This is a genomic window from Thermodesulfobacteriota bacterium (genome assembly GCA_040754335.1).
Lineage (GTDB): Bacteria > Desulfobacterota_D > UBA1144 > Nemesobacterales > UBA2774 > 2-12-FULL-53-21.
Genome location: JBFMCV010000007.1, coordinates 103,249 through 126,801, shown reverse-complemented (window position 1 = coordinate 126,801; position 23,553 = coordinate 103,249). Strand labels below are relative to the sequence as shown.

Below are 23,553 nucleotides of genomic sequence, written 5' to 3'. Positions count from 1 at the left end.
CCAGCTACCCTTGCTTGTCCGCTTTTCTCACCACGCTGTCCTCTTTCCTCACGACGAACGACTGTCTCGAGAGGAGCCCTTTGGAATCCTTGGCGATTATCGTAATGAGGTTCACTTCGTTTTCGAGCTTCAGCTCTACCGACACCGGCACTTCCGTCTTTGTCGAGGGCAGTAGCGCGACCTTGTCTTCGCCCATGAACACGGATACCAGCTCTATGCCGTCCCCGTCGTTAACGTCCCCGTTGAGCGTTATCGTCTGTGAATCGGTTGATACCGGCACGCCGGTCACGCTTATGACAGGGGGTGCTTCGAAAATTTCCTGAAGCCTCGTGCTTCCCGCGGGCTGCCTGGGCCCGGACGTCTCGGAAATAACCACCTTCTCCTTATTGATCCAGCCCGCCGAATTTTCGTTTATTTTTATCTTTACCCAGCCGTCGCTTTGTCCGAGACCGCTGAAAGTCGTCCCCTGTCCCGCTAAAGCTATTATGGGGGCTTCGTTATAGCTCCCGCCCCTAACGGGCGTATCGGCTTCGGCAACTGTCACGGTCGAATCCGCTTTTTCAAAGACGGCGCCCTCGGTATTGCCGGGGATTACGGCCTTTCCTATGAGCCCTTCCTTGAAGACGTCGTCCACTATCTGTATCTCGAGATCGAGCGGGGAGTCCGTATTCTTCACGTCGAATGTAAAGGCCGCTTCCCTAGACTCCCCCGGCGCGAGGTTCTCGAACTCGGCCCTGCCCTTTTCGAGGAAGATTTTGTCTCCCGAGTTGTTTTTGAGCGTAAGAACTGTTTTTTCCGACTCTCCCCGGCCCATGTTCTTCACCTTCGCGAGGAACGCTATGATTTCTCCCGGCTCTGGTATCCCGTTCCCGTTGCCGCTCGACCCGTACCTGCCGTCGTCGACGATCTCGAAGTTAAACGCGTACAGCGGTCTCTCGAGACCGTACGTCTTGGCGGTAAATCCGTAACCGGGTATCCGCGAGTCGTTTCCGTCTTCGAATTCCAGTGTGACCGTGTCCTCCCTGGTAAGCGTCCATTTCGGGACCTCGAACGACGTTTTCCACGACCTCTTCTCGCCGGGGTTCACTTTTCCGAAAATAAGCTCTTTCCCCTCGAAGACGGGGTTTTCCGATTTTGTCGTGGCCATTAGCCTGTAGAGGGGCTCCCTGCCGGTGTTCTGCACTTCCACATTCATTTCGAGCTTGCCGCCTGCGTCCCCCGTCGGGATTTCGGGGGTTATAGTGACCGCGAGGGAGGGTTTCAGGCCCTTCGTCTTCTGGGTCGACCAGTCGATCCCCATGAGCTTCCATTTCCCGACGATCTTCCCTTCTTCGCTTTTCGAGATCTTGGTGATCCCCCCCTGTATCTCTCCGAGCGATTCTTTCCTGGACGGGACCGACGAGGAATTGATTATCTCCCTGGCGAGCGATACGTAGAAGTCCTCCTCGAGCTTCTTCCTCTTTTCTTCGCGTGTGAGCGCCTCTTCCGGCGTGGGCTCTTCCTCCCCGCCGGGTTTGACGGCCATTTTATTGTCGAGGTACGTGATCGAGTAGACGGGCTTTTCGAGGACCCGGTCCACCGTCTTCTTTTTCAGGCCGGGTTTCTCGGGGATCCTGTTGTCCGAGTTCGGGTGGAATACTATGGCGTCGTCCGTGATAACGGTCGGGTGGAGTATTATGTCGGGCGTGACTCCTACGTCCTGTATGGATATGTCCCCCGGGGTCAGGTACTGCGCTATCGTCAGCTTGAGCGCCGAGCCGTCGTTCAGATCGAATATCTGCTGGACCGAGCCCTTCCCGAAGGTCCTCTCCCCTATGATGATCGCCCTTTCGTTGTTCTTGAGCGCGCCCGCCACGATCTCCGAAGCGCTCGCGCTCCCCGCATCCACGAGCACGACTATGTTGCCGTTGTATTGCTGGTCCTTGTCGTTCGCGTGATAGCGCTTGGAGGAATTCCCTATTTTTGTGGTGACTATCACGCCCTGTGTCAAAAAGAGGTCCGAGATTCTCTCGGCCTGGTCGAGAAGCCCGCCGGGGTTGCCCCTCAGGTCGAGTATTATGCCCCTCGGGCTTCCTGCGCCGTTCCGTTCGAGGTTGTGGACGATGCTGTCGAGCGTGTTTTTCTGGAAGTCCCTGATCCTCACGTACTCGATACCGTCTTCGAGCTCGAAAGCCTCGACGCTCTCTATCACTATCGTGTCCCGCATCATTTTGAATTCCTTGGGCGACGGGAACCCTTCCCTCATGACGTGAATCGAGACCTCGGTATCCTTCGGCCCTCTAAGCTTGCTGACGGCCTCGATGAGAGACATGTTAACGGTCGATTCGTTCGCTATCTGCACGATCTTGTCGTTGGGCTTTATTCCGGCCCTGTAGGCGGGTGTGCCTTCGATGGGGGAAATGACGGTGAGGTCGCCGTCCCTTACCCCGATCACTATTCCGAGGCCCCCGAAGCTGCCTTCGGTTTCTATCATGAACTCCTTATAAACCTGCGGGGTTATTATTCCGGAGTGCGGGTCGAGCGAGTTGAGCATCTGGTCGAGCACGGCGTACTCTATGTCGTTCAGCTTGGGGTCGTTCGGAGTGAGATGCGGCGAGACGAACCGGAATACCTCTTCGAGCCTGTCGGTGACGTCGTTGAGTCCCGCGACTCCGCTCATGTCGAACACGGCTTTTTCCCCACCGGCCTGCACCTCGAAGCTCGGGCTGTTCTCCCCCTGGGGGAAATCGACGAGCACCTTGTCCACCATCTGCTCCATTCTCCCGAGCCCCAGGATCAGCATGTTTTTCGGATCTATGACGGATTTATCTACATAATAGCGGTTTACGTACTGCATGACTGCGTCCGTTATTCCGAGGTTGTCCGCCTCCGCCCTCTCTCCGGGGATAATCACGCCCGGAGGGAAGAACAGGACGTATGCGAGGGACGCGATAACGGCCGTTAATACGAATAGTTTCTTGACTCTATCCGGAAATTTATTCAAAACTCTTTCTCCTCAATTCTTGTCTTGGCTGCTTATTTGATATTATCACATCATGCGGAGCGGCAATCAAATATACAGGGCCGGAGTAGAGCCGGTTTGAGCCGGCCGCCGGCGTCCCTGAGGCATTCGAAATGACCGGTCTGCGGTGTACGTGCGAAGATAAATAATTTTAACAGATTTTCGGCGAGATGTTGATTTATATGCCTGTATGCCCGTGCCGCGCCCGGACCTCTCCTGTTGGAATATGTAATATATATAATCCATATATAATATCGGCTATCCCGGCGGCCGCCCGGCTCCGGCCGCCATATCCCTGAGGCGGTCTGTGCGGGGGATTGTGGGCGGGCTGCCCGCTCCGGGGCGCCGGGACAGGGCTGCCGCCGGAGCGGGCTCAAAACACCCCTTTTTTTAACCCGTACGCCCCCCTGTCCGTCGAAGCCCGAAGGGCAAAGTCGTATGCTCGTCACGGCGTAGGAACGCGAAGCCGGAAAAGGTGTTATTCTTAAATTCTTTTCCCCCTTAGAAAAAGGGGGATTTAGGGGGATTTAGCTTTTCTTTTGTCCCTATATTTTCTCAAACGTTACCTGCCTCATCCCCTGGCTCTCCCTGTATCCCCGGTTATGCAGGCAGTTTTTATCCTGAAAAGTGTTAATTACAGGCATATTAGCTCGATCGCGCCACCCTATCCGGGGGCTTTGGTCTCTGACGGCGAGGCGGTCGGGCCGGTACGAGGCCGGGGCTCTCCCGGTACCCGGGGTTTGTGCCCGGGTCCCCGAATAATTGTCTGACCGAAATATCTTGACAAGGGGTATAATTTGTGATGTAATTGCTTTAATTTTAAAGGAGGAAGGAGTATGGTGTCATGTCTCCGGGATGTTCATATTTGTGCTGGAGAAAAAGACTTGACAACGACTTCATTCTATGTTGTAATTCTGAGCAGTTGTGAGTTTTCTCGGGTATTTGTTTGTAGTAAGGAGATGGAGGTTGCCTGAATAAACCAATTCCCGTACATTTTTTGCCATTTTGAAAATTAAGAAGGAGGATGTTTATGACTGGAAATTCGATTAACAATACCAAAACAAGGAGGAAAGGTTCAATGCTACAGGATAGTATATCCAAAATTAAGTACTTATTAGTGCTTGCTTTTCTTTTAGTAATACCGATGCAGGCAAAAGCTGGGTTCGATATTGAGCCCATAGACCAGACCGACACGGGCGCCAACAGGCTCATCTATTATTATGACGAGGTCGGTAGGGACACTTTCATACAGCTCACCAACACTTCTGACGAAGAGGTTTGTGTGCATGTCCAGATATTCAATGCCACCCTCGCATGCGAAGAGTTGGACTTCTTTGATTGCCTGACCCCGGGCGATACAGACGTCTACGACATGTCGGATCTCCCGGCCGGTATTGCCAGCAACCTGGTAGATACCCACGGCTTCGTGGCCATATCCCTGACGTCCGGTCCCGAGTTTTCTCTGATAGGGATGTTCAGGATACTCGACAACGACGGCGATTACGAGTACAGGACGAACGCTGCCTGGAGCGAGGATCCGCTGGCCTTCTTCGAAGGGTTCAAGATTCTCAACTTCAACGATGTGAACGGGAACGAATTCTCCGACGTTGTAGGTATCACCTATGTCGATCTCGGTTTCGATCAGGTTTTCGCTTCGCCGCTGATCGGTACATTGTTCGGAGATCCTTTCGATCCTCAGAACTTTATATTGGACGATAACGAGATCCCCACGTCATGCAGCCCGGTTGTATTCACCTGTGACGACACGACCATCAACTACGGTATTGACAACTCTATTCCGAACTCTCAGGGTTTTGATAGAATATGCAACACCAATAAGCTCGACGGCCCGGTTATCGGCGCCGTGGACTCCGGATGGCTCTTCCTTCCGTTCATAAATTTCGTATGTTTCGAAGCGGATCTCGATCCTACCGAGTGCCCATCTGAGCCGTTCTTTGTCGGCTTCCTCGGTATTAACAACGGAAACGGCACCGGCTCGATGGATTCCTGGATGTCGTTCAGCGTGTTTACGGAAGCTGTTGCTGTCGAAGAGTAATACCGGAGCAAGGTGAATAACGATGAACATCGGATGCATAACAAATTTAAAAAAGGAGGATAAATAAATGATAAGCAAGTTAAGGTTTTCACTGATCGCTGTAGTATTGCTTGTCCTCTTGGGGTTCAGTTTCCAGAACCAGGCTAAGGGGCAGGCTGGAGAGAACGCTCAGTTCTGTCCATTCGTTGAAGTACCTACCGGATGGCTCAAGACTGAGGATATTACGCCTGTTACGCCCATCAATTTTTCTGGTGCCCTGATAGGTACCGTTGAGGGCATAGGCGGTGCTGCGGTGGGCGGTATGGATTGGCAGCATGTGGATTTCACGAACTTTGATCAGCCGACGCCCACAAATGAAACGGGTTCGCAGGCCGTAACCTGGTGGACCCAGAAGGGCGGAAGGAACACGTTCGTTCAGCTGACGAACGCGGATTTCCCGACGTGGGTGCATGTGCGCATACTGGACGAGAACTGCGTCGAGATCAGGAACTTCTGCGATTTTTACACCCCGGCAGATACCCATGTGTATGATTTCGGCGACCTGATTACGAACATCGGCGATACGCCCGACGACAACGTTCTGCAGGGTCATGAAGGTTTCCTGACCATTACTGCGGTCGACGAGTGTCCTTCGCCTGACGTTGCTATAGAGCACAACGGCCTTGCGGCGACGATACAGGTGATCGATGATATAGATTATTCCTACGGCTTTAACGCCAATCACAGGTGGGCCGTATGTTTCGACGAAGAGTTCCCTGTGGACCTCAACCTCATTCTCAACGGCAGCTTCCAGGACGGATCACTCCCGCCCTGGGAACAGCAGCAGGGTGGAGCCTCTGGCGTGATAACAGCTCAGGGGATTCAGCCGAATATCAATCCTCCTGCTTGTCAGGGACCTGACTGTGACGATCCGGACGCCGATACCTTTATGTCGTTCATCCTTTCGGACGCCACGGTTCCCACGGGATACTATGGCCTGAACTCTCCTATCGGATCGTTTGCGAGTCAGTTATCTGCTTCTCTCGGTGCCTCTGCCCAGAACCTGATCGGTGTCGGGCCGGTTGACACCAACGTCACGATCGTCGAAAGCAACATCTTCGATCCGTTAAGCACTCCGAGCCTTCCGCCTGGACCGACGAACACGGGTATTGTTCAGTATGACCTCACGTTCCTCGCTCCTGAAGACATTCTTTTCTCCACTTGTGAAAACTACGCTGCGGTCTGTGTTCTCGACGTAGAGCCGACATTCGCTACGATTCCTGGTCCTCCGGTTGCTGTGGACTGTAACTGCTATCAGCAGAATACAACGGCCAACGTTGGTAACATTCTCGGGTTCGGCTCTTGTCAGATATTGGGGAACGATAACCTCACCTATGCGATCGGAGCGTTCGAGTTCCAGGGCGGTACAGGGCCTTTCGTTTCGGATACCCTTAACTCGCCTGCGAATGGAGACCGCTATGTGGTTCAGTACATAACCGCGCAAAAGGACGGGCTTTGTGAGACGAATCCGAGCAATGTAACACGCGCGACGACTGGCGCCCTGGTTGATAACTTCAGGAACGTCGAGACGATAATCGACGCGATATTCTGCGACGGGACGCTCACTGGCGATTTCAATGCGTTCCTTACCGATTTCCTCCCGACCCAGTTTGCCGGCCAGTTTAACACGGTTGGTGACGACGGTGTGGGCGGCGATGCGATAATGATTAACTTCGCCGACGAGTATCTCCCGAATTACAGGACGCTCGGTGCGTTGGTAACGGCTGAGATCGGAATCTTCGATGACTTCGAAGACTTCCAGAGCTGCGGCGACGTTCTGGTCTGCTTCATCAGGCTCGGTATAGACGCCGATGTGCCGATAAGCGACGAGTTCTCGCCTTCGCCTGTAACGACTCCGCCGACGAGCACCCCGCCGACGACGATTACGCCTCCTCCGCCGACGTCTGTTCCGCCGTCTGATGGCGGTGGTGGTGGAAGCTGCGCGATCGCGGCCAGCCCGGTTCAGCTCGGAACAGCGTTTGCCAACGTGCTGATTCCGCTTGTACCGGTGGCCTTCGCCTTCGGTGTAAGGGCAGTAAGAAGAAGAAAGAAATAAGGATTCAAACTGCGGGGAGGCGGGCTTTACGTCCGCCCCCCTGCTTTAATTCTGAAACAGCTTAACGCCGGGAGAGTCAGGAAACTGATTCTCCCGGCTTTTTTTTTACTATCTCTTACAGCCTGTCGTTTTACCTTTTCCCCCTTTCTAAAGGGGGATTTAGGGGGATTTTTCTTTATCATTTCTGTCATCTGATCTGTCTTTGCGAGGGAGCAAGGCGACCGCGGCAATCTTGCCTTTCTTTTCACTTCCCTCCCCCTTAAGGGGGGAGGGTTAAGGGTGGGGGGTGTTACTTTTCATTCACTAATTCAACCATACCCGTTCGCACTGAGGCGCGGAACCTGCGCTCATATACGATCCCTCCGCGTATCCTCTGCTTAATACTGCAACCAACAAACCCGTTCGTGCTGAGGCGCAGAATCTGCGCTTATATCCGATTCTTCTGTCACTTCTTACATTTCGCCAAACACTGAAGACAGGATAATGCTAATCTGCACGCCTGTCCTGAGCAAAGTCGAAGGGTCGAAGCATGAACGGGTCTTCCCTAGCAGATACCTCATGTGCAGGAGCCGCGGCAGTCTCATCCTTTGCAGTTAATTCCCTCCTTTGGCAAAGGAGGGTTAGGGAGGATTTGTAGTTGTCTGTCTTTGCGAGGAACGGTTCTGAGCGTGCGTAAGAACCGGTTGCCCCTGGTTGATTGCAATGAAGCAAGTTATCTATGCTCGATACCTGATGAATACTGCGACCGCGGCAATCTCGTCTTTTAAATCGTCATTCCTTGGTGTCTTTATCGGGAATCCATTTCTTTAAATCCTCAATCCCGCACACTGTATCCCGCATCCTTCCTCATGTATCATGTATGCCGATGAAGAAGAATAAATGCGTCTTGATACATTACGGCGAATTGTCCCTTAAGGGCAGGAACAGGGCGGATTTCGAATTGAAGCTAAAGGACAATATCGAAAGTATAGCGGGCGGCGTAATCAGCAGGCACAGGGGCTATTTTGTTATGGAGGGCGGCGATCCTCTGCTGCTCGATAAAGTGCCGGGTATCTCCTGGTATGCCGAGGCCCTCGTAGCGGATAGCCGGATCGACGAAATCACGGATATCGTAACGGATGAGGTGGGCGGCAGGCTGGCGGGAGGTCCTGTAAGCTTCGGTGTTTTTGCGCGGAGGCCCGATAAGAAATTCCCGTATACGTCGATGGAGGTCGCGAGGCTCACAGGCGACGCGATCACTCGAAAGTATGGTTTGAAAGCCAACCTCCGAGATCCGGAAATGAAGGTATTTATCGAGGTCTCCGGCAAGACATATATATTCTTTGAGAAAAAGGAAGGGCTGAGAGGGTTCCCGACGGGCGTGAGCGGCCGTGTTCTATCTCTCATATCCGGCGGCATAGATTCGCCTGTCTCCTCATATCTGATGATGAAGAGGGGGTGCAGGGTCGACCTCGTTCATTTCCATGTCTACGCCGATAACGGCTATGTGGAGCGTACAAAGATGAATGGAATATTCGGACGACTGAACGAATTCCAGCTCGGCACGCGTGTATTTCTCGTGCCCTATTACCCGTTTGAATCCTCTCTCCTGAAAGCGGCCGACGTCACTGGATATGAGCTCGTTCTGTTCAGAAGGTTTATGGTGAGGGTGTCCGAAAGGATAGCGCAAGAGAACGGTTGTATGGCCCTTGTGACGGGAGACAGCCTGGGCCAGGTCGCGTCGCAAACTATCGAGAATATGGCTCTTGTGAGGGAGGCTGTTTCGCTGCCGGTCTTCCAGCCGCTTATTGCATACGATAAGCAAGAGATTGTGGATTATGCCAAGAGAATAGGCACTTATGGATTATCCATAGAGCCATATAAGGACTGCTGCTCCATTGTTTCCGCGAATCCGAAGACAAGAGCGCGGAGAGGGCGCGTCATGGAGATAGAAAAAATAATGCGTATACAGGACGTTATCGAAGAAACGCTCGGGCTTGTCTCATCCCGTGAATTCTGAGCGGTCGGCCCGCCCGGAATGACAGGCCTATCCTTTTTTTGCCGGCTTGGGAGGTTCCGAGTAGTCCATGAAACCCCTTGGCTGCGGGGGCCCGTCGTATGAGAGTGTCTTCCATACCCTCGGGTCTGAATAGTAGAACTGAACGACAATCTTTCTGAAGCTGTCGAAGAACCCCCTGTTGACGGCTCTTGTACGTTTGAGGATGGCGTCGATATCTTTCTTCTTTTCGAGCTCGTAGAACGGGACCTTGAGATATTTCCTGCTGACGGCGTCCAGGTTCCAAAACCCGGCATCGAAAAAACTGGCCGTGCCCTTGCTGCTGTAGAGGTACCGCATAAGCTTGTCTTTCATCCCGATGTTTCCGCATCCCGGTATGATGATCTCGGCGAGCTTCATCATATTTTTCTGCGTAGTTTCGTTGAATACCTTGAAGCCCTTTTGGACTTCGAACCCATCGGCATACGGCTCGGTTTTAGCGAAGACTGCTGGTGCGGCCCCCGATATTATCTCCCCTCCTATCACTCCCGCGGCTACCGTCTTTAAGAATTTTCTTCTTGAGCTTTTCATATCCGTTTCAGTTATTATGGCTTGTACTGTCTATTATTTCCACCGTGAATCCGTCCTGTTGCGCTACTTCCCGGGCATATTTGTTGAAAGCCGCTCCCTTCCGCCTGGCTTCTATGGTGTGCCCGATCTTACTTTTGATCTTGTCATAGGGTATTACTTTGACTTCCAGTATCTTGAGTACGCTGTATGTCCCGTCCGGTTTGCGTATGACGCTCGATACGGAGCCGACTTCTTTCACGTCGAAGTAAGCGTTATACTTTTTATCGTATCCCGGGTCCGAAACTTTCATCTCTGATTCCGCATCCGACAGGTCCTTCGCTATGTCCTGGAGGTTTTTCCCCTCCTTGGCCATTTTTATTATTTGACCGCCCAGGCCTTCGTCCTTAAAATTTATTTCCTCTGCGCGGATGCTGGTGTAAGCCGTGTCCTTTGCGGAATTGTAGTATTCGAGGAGGTCTTCATCCGTTATTTTCTCTTCCGGCGGCTGGCTCTCTGTAAATTTGTTCTTAACTTCCATTACCACGAGGCTCATTCTGTATTCCCTGATTCTGTCCTCGTATTTCTTGTCCAGTCCCTCGTTCAGCCCCTTCTGGTAGAGGATTTCGTCCGTTATGAGCGAATCCACGGGCCTGCCGTTTAGCTCGTCTTCGTAGATCGGGACCCCGTTTACGCGGGCGACCACTTTTGAGTTCCTTTCGGGTTTGGCCTTTGCGGCTTCAGTGCTTCCATTCTGTTCCTGCCCCGCGTTGCCGGTCTTGCCCTCAGGCGACTTTTCAGTTCCCGATTGGCCGCAAGCCGATGATAAAAGCAATGCTGTCAGCAGGATAGGTATCAAAATCTTCATTCTTTGCTCCTTGTTCAAAATGGCGGGTAAACAAAATGTATAACTTATAAATTGACATAAAGCAATAGTTTCATTATATTATCAACCGCTCACTGAGATGCCTCCGATAAAGAAAAAATACGATTGCCTGGTGGTCGGATCGGGCCCCGGCGGGGCGCCGTTTGCCTGGAAGCTGGCGTCGAAAGGCATGAATGTACTGCTGCTCGAAGCCGGCCCGCGTTACGACCCCTACAAGAGCTATGCGCTCGATGAGGATAACTGGGAATCCAAAGGTTTCCCCGAGATCAGGAACATAAGGCACACGTTCGGCAAAAAACAGCCCCTCGATGGGCAATACGAGAATCTGCGGTCATGGAACAAGGCCTCAGGCAAGCTTAATCCCACAAAGGAAAGGAGATATTTGAAGTACCATCAGATCTCCGGAATCGGCGGGACCACCCTCCACTACCAGGGGGAGGCCCACAGGCTTAACGAGGACGCGTTCCGGATGAAGAGCCGTTACGGGGTGGCCGTGGACTGGCCCATAGAGTATAAAGACCTCGAGCCCTACTACGCCGAAACCGAGGGCATTCTGGGAGTTGCCGGACCCGATACTATACCCGGCCGGCCCAGGAGCAAGCCGTACCCCTTGAAACCTCACAAGCTGAGTTATGCGAGCAAGATCGTGGAGAAGGCTTGCCGGAAGCAGGGCATTGACCTTATACCGAATTCCGTCGCCATACTATCAGGGGTTTACCGCGATGCCCCCCCTTGTAATTATTGTAACGGGTGCGTCTGGGGCTGCCCGAGGAAGGATAAGGGCAGTGTCGACGTTACGTTTATCCCGCTTGCAGAGAAGACCGGCACCTGCGAAATAATCGATAATGTCTACGTTACCCGAATAGAAATCGACAACAAGCTCGGTAAAAAAAGAGCCGTGGGGGTGGTTTACTATGACAGGGGCGGAAAGGAGCATTTCGTCGGAGGCGATTATATCGCGGTCGCATGCGGAGCCGTAGAGACGCCCAGGCTCCTTTTGAACTCCGACATTAAAGGAAACGGGCTTGTCGGGAAGAATTTTATGGAGACGACTTTCTACGAAGCCGTAGCCATGCATCCCGAAAGGCTTGATTCCTATCGCGGCATACCGATTGACAGCATTATCTGGAAATGGAACAACCCCGACCCGGAGAGGGGGTTTCCCGGCGGACTGAGGTTATTCCCGACCGCAGGCAGCGCGCTGGGGCCGGTTAACTATTCCCTCCGTTATTTCGAAGGCTGGGGAGAAAATTACGTCAAGGAGATAGAGAAGTGGTTCGGACACGCAATCAGCGTGGGCGGGATCGCCGAATTCTTCCCCAATAACGACACCTTCGTCACGCTCGACCCCAAGATAAAAGATCAGTTCGGGTCCCCGGTCGCCCAGATTCAATCGTTTCTGGGAGAGCCGGAATTAAAGTCGCTGGAGTTTATTTCAAAAAAGTCGAAAGAGATTTTAAAAGCGAGCGGGGCCGGAGACGTAGTCGAGGAGGTCTCCTCCTATGACTTCTTTTCGGCCACCCACGTCTTCGGAACGTGCCGCATGGGTGAAGATAGAGAGACCTCTGTCGTAAATCCTTCCCTGAGAGTCCATAGCATTCCCAATTTATTAGTTACCGATGCCAGCGTCTTCCCCACGTCAGGAGGAGGAGAAGCACCCTCTCTCACGATAGAAGCCCTGAGTTTGAGGGCAGCCGACCTTCTGTTGAGAGATATCAAGAAAGGTTGAACATCTCTTGGTTCGATTCGGATCAAATCTGTTTTTCATCATTCTCCTGAGCGCCGCGGTCGGGGTTCCCGTCGATCCGGCGGCTTCCGCGGAGGACGTACCCGGGTTCGTCAATGTACAGAAGGAATCAGGCGTATACATAGGCGGCCCGCTCGGTCATGCGGCGGTCTGGGGAGACTACAACAACGACGGCTGGCAGGACATCCTGCTCTCGAGCCTGACCATGTTGAGGACGACGAAGTCCAAAAAGAAAAAAAACAGCGAGGCCGGCGTTGAGGGCGGCGAGGGGATTTCGAGGGATCTATTGTTATTTATGAATGTAAACGGCGGGTCTTTTACTGAGACTACCGGCGAAACGGGGCTGCCCGATTTAAGAGCGAAAGCCGCTTCATGGGCCGATTACGATAACGACGGGTATCTGGACGTCGCCGTGATGACCATAATGGCCGGGAAGCCTCCGATTTTATTCAAGAATTCGAAGAAGTTTTCTTTCGCGGACGTTTCGGAAAAAGCGGGTTTGACAATAGAAGGTCCGAACCCGAGTCAGGTCCTCTGGGTCGATTACGATAACGACGGATCGGTCGACCTCTTTCAGGCCGGCACCGGGGGATCGCTCCTCTACCGCAACAAGGGAGACGGAACCTTCGGGGAAGTGTCGGGTCCGGCCGGGCTCGGCGTCAAGGCCAGGACAAATGGAGCCGTTTGGTTCGATTCCAATAACGACGGTTTTCAGGACCTCTTTCTCGCGAACACAGGGACTAATGCTTTTTATTTGAATAAGGGCGACGGTACCTTTGCGGATTACACGGAAAAGTCAGGGCTTTCGGGGGAGGCTTCCTGGAGAACGACCGCAGCTTGTACGGGTGATTATAACGGTGACGGATACCTCGACATATATGTCACGAATCTGGGTCCCCGCATGAGGAACGCGCTTTACAGGAACAATGGAGACGGCACATTTACCGACGTCACGTCCGATACGGGGACGGCGGATGCGGGGGACGGGAGGACATGCGCCTGGGTCGACTTCGACGCGGACGGCGATGTGGACCTTTTCACCACCAACCACGTCCATCCAAACAAGTTATACCTCAATTCGGGCAAAGGCGCATTCACCGACGTCGCGCCCGAAGCGGGAATCGATTTGCCGAAAGACGTATTTGCCGCGACGTGGGGGGATTACAACCGCGACGGGTATATCGACGTGTTTCTTAACGGCCACATCGGTACTGGGCTCATGAAAAATAACGGCAATTCAAATTATTCTATCGTGCTCAAGCTCGAAGGCGACGGCAAAAAGAGCAATAGGTCGGCGGTCGGGGCCCGGGCGGCGGTCTCAACACCGGCAGGCGTTCAGATAAGAGAAGTATCCGGCGGCAGGGGGTGCTGCGAGCAGGACATGCTCCCCCTGTATTTCGGCTTGGGCAAGGAGAAAGTCGCTGATGTCGAAATTACGTGGCCGAGCGGCAAGACCTGTTCTTTCAAGGGTGTCTCGGTCGAGAAGGTCAGGGAGTATACTATCAGCGAGATGAAATGCGGAATTAACCCGTCGAGCTGAAGCCTTGCGCGGCGTATACACTCTCTCATGGAACAAGAGATGAAAGCAGATTTTTCCCTTACGGTGGTGCTTCCTGCGCATAACGAGGAGGGCAACATCAAAAACACCGTTGAGAAATGCCTCTCCTACCTCGAAAAGAATGTCGGCGATTACGAAGTCGTGGTAGTGAACGACGGCTCATCGGATAGAACGCGAGAGATAGTAGAAGAGATGTCTTCTGCTAATCCCTGCGTGGTGCTCGTCAATCACGAAACCAACAAGGGGTACGGCTCCGCGCTCAGGAGCGGTTTGGATAGAGCCTCGAAAGATTATATTTTCTTCATGGACAGCGACGGGCAGTTCGATATTAGCGACCTAGGCCGACTGATCCCGTATGCGGGTCCGGACAGGGCGGTTATCGGTTACAGGGAAGACAGGGCTGATTCTCATATCAGGTCCTTGAATGCCTGGCTATACGGCCTATATATATATTTTGTCTTCGGACTTAAAGTAAAGGATATGGACTGCGCCTTTAAGATTTTTCCGAGGAGCGCATACGAGTCAGTGAGGCCGATAAAATCCGAGGGTGCGCTTTTCAGCGCCGAGTTCCTGATAAAGCTGAAGCGCAATGGGTTTTCATTCAAAGAGGTGCCCGTGAGGCATTTCCCCCGCATTTTCGGCTCTCAAACCGGGGCGAATATGAGGGTGATAATAAAAATGTTCAAGGAATCGTGGAAGCTGAGAAATGAGCTCAGGGACAGATGAAAATAGAGGGTACCTGGGGGATCCTTACGTTCGTTTCACCCTGATTCTCGCTGCGGGGCTGATACTCAGAATCTTCTTCTCCCAGTTTCTCACTTACAGGCCTGATTTTGGTGCATGGACCGGATGGGGAAGCCAGATTTCATCCGCGGGGTTCGGCGATTTCTACGAAAGGCACTGGTGCGATTACATGCCCGGCTATCTCTACGTGCTGTGGGTGCTCGACAACGTCCACCGTGCGCTACCCGGGCTCTCGATAGACATACTCTTCAAGCTCCCCGCGAATCTCGCCGACCTCGGTATCTCTATACTCATATATTATTCCCTCAAGCTGATAACCGGCTATAAAAACGCGATGATAGCGTCGGTCGTATATTTTTTTAACCCGGCGTCGCTTTCGAATTCGACCTTCTGGGGTCAGGTAGACTCATTTCATGCCTTCCCCATACTACTCTCGGTTTATCTGGGGCTGAGGCGGAAATTCATACTTTCAGGCGTGTTCGCCGCGCTCGCGTTCATGATCAAGCCCCAGAGCCTGGTCATATTCCCGCTGATAGGTTTCCTTGCCCTGAAGCCGATAATCGGTACGGGGTTTAGACCGGGCGTCCGGTCTCTATTGCCCTCATTCGAGATGGCGGGCGCAGCTTTGATTACGGCGTTTATCGTCACTCTCCCTTTCATATGGGATGTGGTGGATTCGGCATATCATCTGATCACGGGACCCGCTGATTTGATAATGGAAAGGTTCGCCGCGTCATACGGGCAGTATAAGTCCTCGTCCCTGAACGCGTTCAATTTCTGGGGCGCCGTAGCGATGTGGTACAACGATGACACGAAGTTCATGGGCGTTTCATACAGGACAATAGGCACATCGATATTCGGCGCGGTCTATCTGCTTATAATGGGACTGCTGATAAGATTCTCCGCCGCCCTGAGGGATAAAGAATCCGGTGACTACGGTTATTACGTGTTCGAGGCGATTACGCTTGTGCTTTTCACGCTCTTCCTCTTCGTGACCCGGGCCCATGAAAGGCATCTTCTGCCCATGATAGTATTCTTCACCCTGATTACGTTTCGTACTTGGATATTCTGGTATTTATATGCTATTGTGTCCGGTGTTTATGTGGTTAACATGATTTATTCATATGTGCAGCTTACGACTTCATACGCGGGGATACCTGAGAATTATAACAAATATTTGATTCCGGGAATGTTTTTTTTGTACCTCGGTGTATATATCGTTCTACTCATTAGTTATGTTAAAGATACAGTCAAATATGAAACTTCATTCGATACTCCCTACCCGAGGACTCCGTAAGAGATAACCATATGCCAGAGCAATCTTTTATCGGTAGATACAAGTCCGAGCTACTTCTCGCGCTGATACTGCTGTTCGCTTTCGGGATAAGATTCTACCGCCTGGAGATACCCGACAGTTACTACTTCGACGAGGTCTATTTCGCCTTCACGGCGCAGGAAATGGCTAAAGGGAACAGAGCCGCCTGGGAAAGCAGCGCGAAGGCTCCCGAAGACCTTGCTTACGAATGGACTCACCCTCCGCTCGGGAAGGAGATAAGCGCGATCGGCATCCTGATTTTCGGCAATAACACGTTCGGATGGCGGTTTTTCCAATCCGTCTTCGGGTCGCTGGGAGCACTGTTCATCTACTTGCTCGGTAAGGAATTATTCGACAGTAAATCGGCAGGGCTGATAGCCTCTATCTTGTATAGTTTTGAATCTTTTGTTTTCGTCCTGAGCCGGATTACAATGGTCGATATCTTTATCGCCGTCTTCCTGATCCTTGCGTCTCTTTTTATCGTCAAATATGCGAGGACCAGGCGGAATTCATATCTTTACCTGACCGGGTTCTTCTGCGGGGCCGGGATGTCCGTCAAATGGAGCGGCGTCTATATTACCGAGTTCCTTGCAGGGGTGGCGCTTTTTCTGATGTATTATTTCGAGGTATATACCACGAAGGTCCGCGACAAGGAATTTATCGCCTCTCTTTTAAAAATCATCCCGAGAATGGCGCTCGCATTCATCGCAATTCCGATCCTCGTGTACCTGGCTACGTACATACCCTATTTCTATCACGGCAATTCGTTCCAGGACTTTCTAACCCTCCAGGGATACATGTTCGGGTATCACGGCGGGGTAACTGAGACCCATCCTTATCAATCGTCATGGTGGAAATGGCCTCTCATGCTTAGGCCTGTTTTCCTTCATTATGCGGATTTGGGGAAAGGAATGAGATCCGACATTTATTTAATGGGTAATATTTTCATATGGTATACAGGAATATTGTTCCTGATCCTGGGCATAATACAGGTGGTAAGAAAGGAAACGCCCCCACTCCTTTTCACCGTGCTGAGCGTTTTTGCATATTGGCTCCCTTGGGCTTTTTCTCCCCGGAAGGTCGTATTCCTTTATCATTTCCTCCCCTCTCTTATATTCATACTTTTGACAAGTACGTATTTTCTGAATGAGCTGTGGAAAAGTTCCCGAAAAGGGAAGATTCTCGTAGTCATCTATTTCTGCATCGCCGGCGGGGTGTTCTTCTATTTTTTCCCCGTTCTCTCCGCGCTGCCGATCAGGAATGTTGATCTCGACCGATACATGTGGCTTCACACGTGGAAATAATCTAATGGGTCCTCGTCTGGTGAAGATAGTTTCAATGACCGGAGTGACGGCTTGGAGATTCGGGACGTGATATGAAAAAGTCGGATATAGCCGCTTCTATTATACTCGGCGTCATAATATCGGCGTTTATGATAGCGATATTGAGCACTCTCAAGGACGAGCTCCATATACGGTACGTGCCCTATAATATGATTTGGCCCGCATTCCTGATAATCATCCCGTCTTTAGTAATGCTCTGGGTCTATCTCGCCTCTCATCTCGGGACCAGGTGGCATATACTTTTTCAATTCGGGAAATTCATACCGATCGGGGTATCGAACACGGCGATCGATTTCGGGATTCTCAACTTTCTGATGTTTATCACCGGTGTCCACAAGGGCTACATGTTCTCTGTCTTCAAGGGTATGTCCTTCCTGGTTGCGGTGGCTAACAGCTACGTGTGGAACAAGTTCTGGGCGTTTGAGTGCATGGAGAGGGACGGCATGGGGAAGCAGTTCGTCAAGTTCATAAGCGTGTCTGCCATAGGCTTTGCGCTCAATGTCTTGGTAGCTTCGTTCATGGTTAACGTCATAGGCCCCCTCGGGGGCGTTTCGCCCGTAATATGGGCGAACATAGCCACGCTTACGTCTATAATACTGGTGATACTCTGGAACTTCCTAGGTTATAAGTACCTGGTATTTAATAAGTAGATCAAATATCTGCCCTTCAATTTTGGTTGTCTTAATACTAAAAATTTTTCTGTAATTTCGCTGCAAGAATCGATATCCCGGTTAATTGAGTCTTCCGGCGGGAACCAAGTTTGCGACTTCTTGCCATTGAGGGGTTTTAACGAATTGTCTACCGGCGAAACAGTTCCTTATTTATAGTTCTTTTCAGCCTTCCTGCGTGGCATAAAAATTTTATAAATGTAGAGCCTCAATGCCTGGAGCAAGTAATCGAGGATTACCCCGCTGCTTAACTTGGTCTCTCCGTAAATCCTGTCCTGGAAAAAAATGGGCACTTCCGCAACTTTGTCGTATTTTCCTTTCACGAGGATTTCGAGGGCTATTTTAAACCCCTTCGGGTTCAATTCGATATTTTCTATCACCTCCCGTTTTAGGAGGAAAAATCCCGACATCGGGTCTTTAACGTTCGTAAGTCCTTTTGCGGCGAGGGTCGCTAGTTTGGATGAGATCTTTCTTCGGAAAGACCAGTCCCCGATTTTACCGCTGTCTATGTACCGGCTCCCTATAACGATATCGGCTTCCCCCCTGATTATGGGGCCAGCGAGGTCGGGTATTTTTTCGGGTGGGTGGCTTAAGTCTGCGTCCATGACGCCGAGGATGGAGCTCTTCGACATACGGAAGCCGTCTAAAACGGCTGAAGAGAGTCCCCTTTCATTGAGCCTTCTCAAAACCTCGAGCCGGCCGTATTCTCCCTTTAGCCCCTCGGCAATCTTCCATGTCTCGTCAGGGGAATTGTCGTCCACTATGATTACACCGCCGTCTATACCCGACTCTCTAAAAACGCCGAAGACCTTATCGAGCAGTATCGGTAAATTTTCCGATTCGTTATATGTCGGTATGACTAGTGTCAGGCTCATAGATTTGTAATTTCATTTTATCATTTAATTACAGCGAATTAAAAGTCTATTTACAATCGCCAAACAGACGCAATGAGTTTAAATGCGCAGGTAATCAGGTCTGTTCATATAAGCCCGGTCTAACATTCGTGTTACAGTTGTGAAACTCTCCGCGTCTCAGAAAAACAAACCGCCTGCATGTTCAATTATGCGCAGTAAGCCGCTGGTTATAACTTTGTTCTAATGATATATTACTGACTGCGTTTTTTCTTAAATCCATGAAAAATAAGGAAACGATACTAGTAATAATATTGCTTGCTCTAGGCCTGTCAATTCGACTTTTGGTAAGTCAAAATCCGGGTTTCGAGTCGGATGTTCTAATTCACAAATCATGGGCGGAATCCTTGCAAAAGAACGGTCTCACGAATTTCTATGGGCGTACATGGTGCAACTTGCCTCCGATATTCACTTTCTTATTATATATAATCAGCTACCCGATGATGAAATTTCGGGAATTCGGCTTTCTATTCTTAAAACTACCCGGCATCCTTGCGGATTTGGGTATAGCCGTAACTATCTACTTTGCGTCGAAACGTAAATTCGAGAAAAATGACTTATTGAAACACGCCCCGTTCATAAGCATGGCGGCGTTTTTATTTAACCCCGCTATAATCTTTGATTCGGCGTTCTGGGGAAAGTGGGACGATCCTCTTCTTTCGTTTTTCCTCCTGCTGACAATTTATAACTATAACAATTATAAAGGGGGTGTATTTTATGCCTTCTCGATACTGTCCAAGCTCCAGGGATTGATACTGGCGCCGATACTATTCAATATAAAAAATCTCCCCAGGCTGATTATATCATTCGCAATTACATCATTTGTTATATTATTGCCGTTCCTGCCCGAGATTATAACTCTCTTTAAAAGCGTTTTTATCAATTCGTTTAACAGCTTTCCCCATATTACCGTAAATGCATACAACTTCTGGTGGTTATTTAGCTCGTCGTCCTGGACAAAGGAGTGGTACGATTCACCGCTCGACAATGTTAAATATTTTTTTATTACGCCGAAATATATCGGCATTCTTGTTTATCTTTTGGTGGCGGTTCTTTTGAATATTTACCTGAGGAGATACAGATTTAATTTCCGGTCGTTATGTTTTGCATCATTTTTTATCTACTTGACGTTCTTTATTTTCTTCACGCGGGTACATGAAAGGTATATGTTCTGGGCCATACCGTTTTTGGCGCTTCTGGTCCCGCTCGCCTCTGAAAGAAAGTTTATGTATATATACGTCATTCTGTCTCTGACATTTTTCTTAAATATGTTTGCGGTATATGAGCGTAACTATGGCTCACTTTTTCATGATCCGCATACTATAACCATACTGACGGTAACGAGCTCAGTGATAAATTTATTAAGCTATGTTTACTTATTAACATATCTCATTAGAAATATTTATCGCGCGAGATGGGAACGAACCAAATTCAAATTATTAGGCATTTCATTTCCCAAGATCGCCGAATCAGAATAAATTCATCCAAATAAATTTTTATCTTGCATCGGCCAACCGCAAGGTAAGGCTGATGTATTCATCAAGCGTTTTAAGGAAGACCTCTATCTCTAAAACGCCCAGCCGAACCTGATAAATTGCACCAAAAACAGCATGTATAGCGTAAGTGATAAAAATATGAGCAGATAATTTACTTCCCTCCGTCTGCCCAAGAGGGAGAGGGCTATGAAGATCGGGAACATTGAAAGCGTATAGCGGGGGACGCTCAGCCAGAACGAAGTCGAAGTCACTACCAGCCAGGTCGCAAGCGCATATAGACAATATGACAGGCGTATCCTGAAAAACGAATAAACGATGATTGCGAGGGTCATTACGGCGAATACAAGCTCACCCCATCCCGTCATTATGGAGTCCCTGGGTTTGCTCAACACAATGCCGTCCAAAGCAACCAGAAATCCCCTGTAGAGGAAATCGAAGTGCTTTGCCCAGTGTTTATTTTGAAATTCCAGGAACTTAAGCGGGTCTCCGAACGTAATATAGTTTAATGCCAGATAGACTGCGAGCCCCAGCGGGATAATTGAAATCCAGAGTATATTTCTCCTTACCTGATTTAATTTGAATCCTTTTTGGTTTAGATACTCTATTACGAGAACAGGGAGCAGGATTATTCCTGTAATGCGCGTAGCCGATGCCAGCATCCCGAATAATCCCGAGAGCGCCCATCTCTCTTTTCTTGCGTAATAGAAACTGGCTATAGTGAGCAGAATGAACAGGCTCTCTGTATAAGCGGCATGGAAAAAATATGCGGTTGGGAATATCGATAAATATATCACCGATCTGAACGCATCCTCGCTTTCGTAGTCTAGCCTGACAAGTTTAAAGAAGTAGAATACGGCTCCTGCGTATGAGAGATTCGATACCAGGAGAGCGGCTAGAAGATAATCTCTGAATATCAAAGAAAATATTTTCACGAGATACGGATAGAGCGGGAAGAATACGATAAACAAGTATCTATCGTCTGCCGTCGAGCTCGTGTATCCGTACCGTGCGATGTCTATATAGTGCGGAGTGTCCCATACATTCCAGATCGAGATGATCGTATCGGGATATTTGTTCTCCAGGACTACGTATGCCGTATAGGCGACAACAAAAGTCCATATTATCGAGACCAGGGCTATTAAGGACAATTCTCTCGATTCGGCATTAAGCTTCATTTTGTACCGCCGGTCTCTGCTGCGCGTATCATGCTATTCTAATATTTACTGGAAAATCCGTGTATTATGTTAATCTATTATCCGGAAATATTGAATACCGGTTCCGGTATATTTGATGAATTTCAGTGCCCTGACTCCTAAAAAATATTCGCGCCTGTTTGCCCCACTTCTCTTTTTTATAGCGGGTTACGTCGTTTATTACTTAACTCAGCCCCGGATTCATGATTACTTTAACTATTTCAGCTATCTAGCCGACGCGTTTCTCCACGGGAGGCTGTATCTGGCGGATCCGCCCATACATTTTGAGGAGCTCATAGTGGTCGGAGGTAAATATTACGAGATTTATCCACCTATGCCTGCAATCGTGCTTATGCCGTTCGTAGCCCTGTTCGGGGTTTCGTTCAACCACGTCCTCGTATCCTTTATGCTGGGCGGCGTCAACGTATCGATCGTATACATGATAATGAGGAAGCTTACGGAAAACGAGGAGATACGGTTCTGGATGACAGTCCTCTTCGGGTTCGGCAGCATCCACTGGTATCTGGCCACGGTCGGCTCCGTATGGTACTTTGCTCAAATCGCCTCGACGACGTTTCTGGTCCTGGCTGTGTACGTCACGTTAACGAGCCGGAGACCGTTTCTCATAGGACTCCTTGTCGGGGCGTCATACTGGTCGAGATTGCCGACCCTTCTGACATTGCCCTTTTTTCTGATAATGCTTTCCGATACCTGGCTCCTTTCCACGGATAGGGCGGGACTGCTCGGCAGGGTAAGATTAAGGCCCATTCTTCTGCTCTGCGCGGGCGCCGGTATTTTCGTATTACTCAACTTCATATACAACTACCTCCGTTTCGGGACGCCTTTCGACGTCGGGTACGTCATGCACTCGATTTACCCGGCCAAGGAAAAACTCTCGCCCTGGTTCAATAAGGGACTCTTCGATTTGTCGTATATCCCTTATCACCTCCGCATCATGTTCCTCGAGCCGCCCGCATTCATAAGCACCTGGCCTTATGTAGTCCCGTCGCAGATAGGGCTCTCGATCCTCATTACGACGCCCGCATTCATCTTCGCCCTCTTCGCCGGAATAAGGAACAGGCTCTCTCTCGCATGCTGGTCGGCGGTGATACCGACCGCCTTTCTTATATTCATAAAAAGCGGTACGGGGTGGACGCAGTTCGGTTACAGATACGCTCTCGATTTTTATCCCTTCCTCCTCCTCCTTACTTTCAAGGGCATCGGCGGGGAGATGAAATGGTATCACAAGGCGCTTATTACAGCGGGCGTGCTGGTCAACCTCTGGGGAGTGCTGTTTATCAATAAATTCGAATGGTTCAAGGTGTATTGACCTCACAACCGGCTTTATGTATTTTACAATTTAAAATCTTATCCGGCCCGCTGAATGGATAAACCCCGCAATCTCCATGAGTACCTGCCGCCGTTAGCTATTTATGTCCTCGTAATATCCCTGATCTTCCTTATGAAGCGGTTTATGTCCGCGCCGTATGTAGTATCCGTATCCGCAGTACTCATGCTTTCGATCCCTTTTATGCTCAAGACCGATATGAGCGACCTCAGATGGGACCCGAAGGGGGTGCTCACGGGTATCGCGGTCTCGATCGTGTTGCTCCTAGTCTATATAGCCGTCCTGGCCGGTTACGGCCTGTATTCGGGAAATTCGCTCACCTTCGGCAGGCTCTCTTATACCTTCATACTCATCCAGCTTTTGCTCGTGGCCCTGCCGGAAGAGGTCTTTTTCAGGGGCTACCTGCAGCAGAAGCTCGGTAATACGTTAAAGGGCATAGTGGCCGTAAGCTTTCTATTTGCGCTCGGGCATTTCATAACGCTGTGCCTCGGAGGCGGCCACGGGTTATCGGAGTGCTCTCAGGCTGTACTGACATTCTTCCCTTCCCTCGTTATGGGTTATCTGTATATGGCGACGGGGACGCTCTGGGCGAGCATCATTTTTCATTTCCTTGCCAATATAGTCCATATCTCGGCAGGTTTTTCTTGACG

18 protein-coding genes are annotated in these 23,553 nt (G+C 50.4%); 11 read left to right on the top strand and 7 right to left on the bottom strand.

Going from position 1 to position 23,553, the window contains the following annotated elements:
- Window positions 1-4 precede the first annotated feature (4 nt).
- Window positions 5-2,983, bottom strand: coding sequence for an MXAN_5808 family serine peptidase (locus AB1598_13795; protein MEW6146079.1), 2,979 nt, complete (start codon window positions 2,981-2,983; stop codon window positions 5-7).
- Between the two features lie 1,162 nt (window positions 2,984-4,145).
- Between AB1598_13795 and AB1598_13790 the strand changes: the two genes are divergently transcribed.
- The 3 genes from AB1598_13790 (at window position 4,146) to thiI (ending at window position 9,151) form a co-directional block, all read left to right on the top strand.
- A complete protein-coding gene (locus tag AB1598_13790) occupies window positions 4,146-5,057 on the top strand; it encodes a hypothetical protein (GenBank protein MEW6146078.1) in 912 nt (303 codons plus the stop codon).
- A gap of 67 nt (window positions 5,058-5,124) precedes the next feature.
- Window positions 5,125-7,152 (top strand): hypothetical protein, encoded by a 2,028-nt coding sequence (locus AB1598_13785; protein MEW6146077.1) that lies wholly within the window; start codon window positions 5,125-5,127, stop codon window positions 7,150-7,152.
- Between the two features lie 865 nt (window positions 7,153-8,017).
- Window positions 8,018-9,151: a tRNA uracil 4-sulfurtransferase ThiI gene (thiI, locus tag AB1598_13780; GenBank protein ID MEW6146076.1), complete on the top strand. Its 1,134-nt coding sequence runs from the start codon at window positions 8,018-8,020 to the stop codon at window positions 9,149-9,151.
- Window positions 9,152-9,178: 27 nt separating this feature from the next.
- On the opposite strand, the gene AB1598_13775 is transcribed toward thiI, so the two are convergent.
- Window positions 9,179-9,718, bottom strand: a complete 540-nt coding sequence (locus AB1598_13775) for a hypothetical protein (GenBank protein MEW6146075.1) — start codon at window positions 9,716-9,718, stop codon at window positions 9,179-9,181.
- Between the two features lie 7 nt (window positions 9,719-9,725).
- The gene (locus AB1598_13770; protein ID MEW6146074.1) at window positions 9,726-10,562 is read right to left on the bottom strand and encodes a hypothetical protein; all 837 of its coding nucleotides are present in this window, start codon (window positions 10,560-10,562) and stop codon (window positions 9,726-9,728) included.
- A 97-nt stretch (window positions 10,563-10,659) separates the two neighbouring features.
- Between AB1598_13770 and AB1598_13765 the strand changes: the two genes are divergently transcribed.
- The 6 genes from AB1598_13765 (at window position 10,660) to AB1598_13740 (ending at window position 17,937) form a co-directional block, all read left to right on the top strand.
- Window positions 10,660-12,309: a GMC family oxidoreductase gene (locus tag AB1598_13765; protein ID MEW6146073.1), complete on the top strand. Its 1,650-nt coding sequence runs from the start codon at window positions 10,660-10,662 to the stop codon at window positions 12,307-12,309.
- Between the two features lie 7 nt (window positions 12,310-12,316).
- On the top strand, window positions 12,317-13,867 hold the full coding sequence (locus AB1598_13760; GenBank protein ID MEW6146072.1) for a CRTAC1 family protein: 1,551 nt from the start codon (window positions 12,317-12,319) through the stop codon (window positions 13,865-13,867).
- A 39-nt stretch (window positions 13,868-13,906) separates the two neighbouring features.
- Window positions 13,907-14,611 (top strand): glycosyltransferase family 2 protein, encoded by a 705-nt coding sequence (locus AB1598_13755; protein MEW6146071.1) that lies wholly within the window; start codon window positions 13,907-13,909, stop codon window positions 14,609-14,611.
- On the top strand, window positions 14,592-15,926 hold the full coding sequence (locus AB1598_13750) for a hypothetical protein (GenBank protein ID MEW6146070.1): 1,335 nt from the start codon (window positions 14,592-14,594) through the stop codon (window positions 15,924-15,926). Before AB1598_13755 ends, AB1598_13750 begins: the two co-directional genes overlap by 20 nt.
- 11 nt (window positions 15,927-15,937) lie before the next feature.
- A complete protein-coding gene (locus AB1598_13745) occupies window positions 15,938-17,248 on the top strand; it encodes a phospholipid carrier-dependent glycosyltransferase (GenBank protein MEW6146069.1) in 1,311 nt (436 codons plus the stop codon).
- Between the two features lie 71 nt (window positions 17,249-17,319).
- Complete coding sequence (locus AB1598_13740) at window positions 17,320-17,937, top strand: GtrA family protein (GenBank protein ID MEW6146068.1); 618 nt, start codon at window positions 17,320-17,322, stop codon at window positions 17,935-17,937.
- 167 nt (window positions 17,938-18,104) lie between these two features.
- Here AB1598_13740 and AB1598_13735 read toward each other — a convergent pair whose 3' ends face one another.
- From AB1598_13735 to AB1598_13720, 4 genes are all read right to left on the bottom strand, one after another.
- On the bottom strand, window positions 18,105-18,830 hold the full coding sequence (locus tag AB1598_13735; GenBank protein ID MEW6146067.1) for a polyprenol monophosphomannose synthase: 726 nt from the start codon (window positions 18,828-18,830) through the stop codon (window positions 18,105-18,107).
- Window positions 18,831-19,581: 751 nt separating this feature from the next.
- Window positions 19,582-19,893, bottom strand: a complete 312-nt coding sequence (locus tag AB1598_13730; protein MEW6146066.1) for a hypothetical protein — start codon at window positions 19,891-19,893, stop codon at window positions 19,582-19,584.
- A gap of 93 nt (window positions 19,894-19,986) precedes the next feature.
- Entirely contained in the window at window positions 19,987-20,109 is a 123-nt protein-coding gene (locus AB1598_13725; protein MEW6146065.1) for a hypothetical protein, read from the bottom strand.
- A 324-nt stretch (window positions 20,110-20,433) separates the two neighbouring features.
- Window positions 20,434-21,537 (bottom strand): glycosyltransferase family 39 protein, encoded by a 1,104-nt coding sequence (locus AB1598_13720; GenBank protein ID MEW6146064.1) that lies wholly within the window; start codon window positions 21,535-21,537, stop codon window positions 20,434-20,436.
- Between the two features lie 115 nt (window positions 21,538-21,652).
- Here AB1598_13720 and AB1598_13715 point away from each other — a divergent pair, with 115 nt between their 5' ends.
- Both AB1598_13715 and AB1598_13710 read left to right on the top strand, forming a co-directional pair.
- Window positions 21,653-22,885, top strand: a complete 1,233-nt coding sequence (locus tag AB1598_13715; GenBank protein ID MEW6146063.1) for a hypothetical protein — start codon at window positions 21,653-21,655, stop codon at window positions 22,883-22,885.
- A gap of 54 nt (window positions 22,886-22,939) precedes the next feature.
- A complete protein-coding gene (locus AB1598_13710) occupies window positions 22,940-23,551 on the top strand; it encodes a CPBP family intramembrane glutamic endopeptidase (GenBank protein MEW6146062.1) in 612 nt (203 codons plus the stop codon).
- Window positions 23,552-23,553: the final 2 nt, after the last annotated feature.